The 3,910-nt window shown below is 50.6% G+C and carries 3 protein-coding genes; all 3 read left to right on the forward strand.

The window, feature by feature from the left end:
* Positions 1 to 880 (forward strand): hypothetical protein (locus J4G02_21505; GenBank protein MCE2397097.1); only part of this gene is annotated, 880 nt, incomplete at its 5' end.
* Positions 881 to 904: 24 nt separating this feature from the next.
* Positions 905 to 2,791: a TRAP transporter fused permease subunit gene (locus J4G02_21510; GenBank protein ID MCE2397098.1), complete on the forward strand. Its 1,887-nt coding sequence runs from the start codon at positions 905 to 907 to the stop codon at positions 2,789 to 2,791.
* A 483-nt stretch (positions 2,792 to 3,274) separates the two neighbouring features.
* The coding region (locus tag J4G02_21515; protein MCE2397099.1) for an ankyrin repeat domain-containing protein at positions 3,275 to 3,910 on the forward strand (636 nt) is incomplete at its 3' end.

Below are 3,910 nucleotides of genomic sequence, written 5' to 3' on the forward strand. Positions count from 1 at the left end.
GCAGCTTAATCTCGCGGTGCGCGTGCCCCCGACGTTGGCAGATTCCGAAAGAATCGGACTCGATGCCGAGGTGTGGATGAGAGAAGGCATAGTGGATATGCTCATTGCAGGTGGCGGATTCATCCCGTTTGAAATGCCAATCAGTGACTGGGTTAAAACCGCACATGGCACCGGTTGCAAAATATATGGTTGTTTCGAGGGACTAAGACCATTGCTGAACGAAGAAATGCTCAAGGCACTAGCCCTCCGATATTGGGAGGCGGGCGTAGACGGACTCTATTTCTTCAACTACTACAGCATGTCCAACGACTGGAAACGGAATATTCTGAATCAGCTAGCTGACCCCACAGTGCTTCGGCGTTTGAACAAGTGCTACGAGTTGGACCACTCCAATCGACATCAACCAACATCTCAACTCGGCTATTCGTTCCTTAACGCCATTCCTGCGGCTCAACTCCCAGTTCAGTTCAATCAGACCTTCAATGACCGTGCGGTGAGCCTCCGGCTGGAAATCGCTGACGACCTAGAATCAGCCGCTGCCGATGGCGCTTTGAACAGATGTACGCTCGCTTTAGGATTTGAGGGGCTAACTGATGCAGATGCCTTTGAAATACGCCTGAACCGAACGCCAATCCCTTGGAATACCGGCCAGGCTGCTTCAGATAACCTGACTCGCGTAGAGTATGAACAAGGTTGGAACCAATACCCGTCTCGAACCCAAGAGGTGTCAATCCCCGGTGACGCTATCGAATTCGACATCGGAAACCCGCCCCTGAAAAAAGGGATCAACGAACTGGAAATTCGACAGGTCAACCCTAAACAGGTGAGGCGTGAACCGTTGACACTCAAGGACGTAACGCTTTCAATCTATTACAAGTAATGGTAAAAGAGGTAATGAGAAGAGATGGGAGAGCCAGAGGCGAAAACATCGCAAAAACTTGAACGTCGGGGACGGGATCTGACAGGTATCTGGAAGTGGCTCTTTGAGATTATCGCCGTCGGCTTTGTGTTCTTTTACATCTACGGCGCGGGTTTCGGAACATCGGGTGAACAGTATCATGTCGGGCTATACCTACTCCTCACATTTGTGTTGACCGGTATGTTCCATCAATTCAGGCACAGTTCGCCCGAATTGCGTCCCTCGGTGGCAGATCTCATTTTGGTTGGCTTGACCATCTTTGCGATTGGATACTGGATTGTCGAGTACAAAACACTGGCTAACAGGGCAGGGGCATACAACCAACTCGATGTATGCGTGGGAGCGTTGGCGGTGATCCTGAGCCTTGAATATAGCCGTAGGACAGTCGGTTGGGCGCTGACCATAATTGCTACAGTGGGGATTCTGTACGCGCTCTTTGGTCAGTCAATGCCATCCGTTATCGCCCACAAGGGATTCCCACTGCGCCGTATTTTTGAATACAGTTTCTTCAGCCAAGCGGGTATCTTCGGAATCATGGCAAACGTCATGGCGACGTATGTTGTGCTGTTTATCTTCTTCGGGGCATTCTTGGAAAAGTCGGGAGTTGGACAGTTTTTCATTGACCTCCCGATGGCGGTGGCAGGACGGTTGGTGGGCGGTCCTGCGAAAGTAGCAGTCGTTGCCTCCGGGTTCTTCGGCTCCGTGGCTGGGAGTGCGATCGCGAACACCGTTGCAACCGGTGCCTTTACTATCCCCTTGATGAAGCGCACCGGCTTTCGATCTCACATTGCCGGCGCCGTTGAAGCAACAGCATCGGTTGGGGGACAATTTCTGCCACCGGTGATGGGGGCCGGCGCGTTTATTATGGCTGAACGCACCGAGTTACCGTATAGCCACATCGCGCTGCTCTCGGTCATCCCGGCGCTGCTGTACTTCTTTTCGGTGTGGGTGATGGTACACCTTGAGGCAAAAAAGGAGGGGATCGAAGGACTACCGAAAGTTGAACTACCGCATCTGGGTACACTTCTCAAAAACCAGTGGTACTGCTTGGTCCCGTTAACTGTACTTGTTGCCACCCTGATCGCGGGGCATACCGCCTCCCAAGCAGCGTTTTTCGCTATCCTGACTACAATCGGCATCAGCTACCTTCGACCGGACACACGTCTCACACCCAAACGTCTCTGGGAGGCAATGGTCAGTGGTGCGAGAAACTCTCTCGCTATCGGAGGAGCGGTGGGCAGCATCGGCATCATCATTGCCGTCATTGATCTCACCGGACTTGGCAGGATTTTTCCTGATCTTGTCCTTTCCGTCGCTGGAGACAGTCGTGCAATCGCTATTCTACTGCTCGCCGGTGCCTCGCTTATCTTGGGGATGGGCATCCCGGTCACCGCTGCCTATCTGATTACCTCTGAACTCGCTGTTCCCATCCTCACGAGCGACCAGATGGGAGTATCCCTAATCGCGGCCCACCTGATAGTTTTTTGGCTCAGTCAAGATTCTAATATCACACCACCGGTCGCACTTGGCGCGTACGCCGGGGCTGCGGTTGCCCGCGCAGATCCGTGGAGGACAGGCTGGGCATGTTTTAAATTCGCTAAATTCCTGTATATCATGCCGCTGCTGTTTGCTTATACCCACATTCTCTTTAACGGCTCGCCGCTACAAAACATTTTGTCCGTTGTAACAGCAGTGACGGGTACATTTATCTTTTCAATCGTTACGATGGGATATTTCCTACGCAAAACGACATGGTTAGAATGGATTATCCTCGCAACTGCTGCTTTTTTGGCGTATATTTATAATATCTACACGTTTGTAATCGCGCTAGGATTATTCGCCAGCGTGTATTTCATTCAGAAACGGGCATGAGATCGTCCGTCTAAGCGTACTGATTAGTCTCTAATAACCTTTGGTGCTAGTTTAGTGAGAAAGTTTCTTCCACATTGTTCAAGAGTTCATTGGTTCATGAGTCGGTTGGTTGATTCATTCTTCTTATGTTCCCCCTTCGGATAGACATGTCGCCCCTCTGGGGCTAAATGAACCGCTGAACCAATGATTTTTACGTTTCACGCATCACGTTTTGCGTTATCAACAGCTGCAACCTAGCACCATTGGTTAATAGTCAATACAGATTGTCTTTATCGAAAACCTAGTACAGAGAAGAATTCGTTATATGGATACCCATACCTCCGTCCCCCAACGACATGACCTAGAGGCATTACGCGCCCTATCCATGTTATTAATCATTGCTTTTTATGGCTCTCTAGCGTTTTTTGACGTCCCTTGGCCAGTTCGAAATGTGCAGAGAAACGAAGGATTTGGAGTTTTTTTCTTGTAGTACACGGGTTTCAAATGCCGGTTTTCTTCCTGACAAGCGGCTTCTTCACTGCGATGCTGTGGCGTACCCGGGGAGTGAAAGGGCTGTTAGAGCACCGATTTCGGCGTCTCTTTATGCCGTTGGTGTTCACGCTTATCACTATCGCCCCGCTTACATACTGGATTAACGAACAATTAATTGAAGCCACGCTGCAACGTGCAAGAGACGCTGCTCCGTCTCCCTCAGAAGACTCGAAGGTGAATATTTGGGGTGCCGTGAAAACTGGGAATCGTGAAGCTCTGAAGGTGCACTTCGCGAAGGGAACTGATCTCAACACCCAAGATCCGCAAACCGGACTTACCCCTTTGTCGTGGGCTATCTTTGCAGGAAAAGTCGAGACTGCTGAACAACTCATCAGTGCGGGAGCAGACGTAAATGGAAAAAACAGAGATGGCGGCACACCTTTACATGAAGCCGCCTTTATGGGACGGGATCAGATTGCTCGAATCCTCCTTCAAAACGGCGCGGATGTGGAGGCTAGGGATGAGAACGGTGAAACCCCATTGAATCGTGCGCAAGCAGATTGGACCGATATATACGTGAGAGTCAGGGAATTGCAAGTCAGGCTAGATCCGGTAAAAGCCTATTACGGCAGAACTCGCATCGCTACC

Source organism: Candidatus Poribacteria bacterium, from assembly GCA_021295755.1.
Taxonomy (GTDB): Bacteria; Poribacteria; WGA-4E; order WGA-4E; family PCPOR2b; genus PCPOR2b.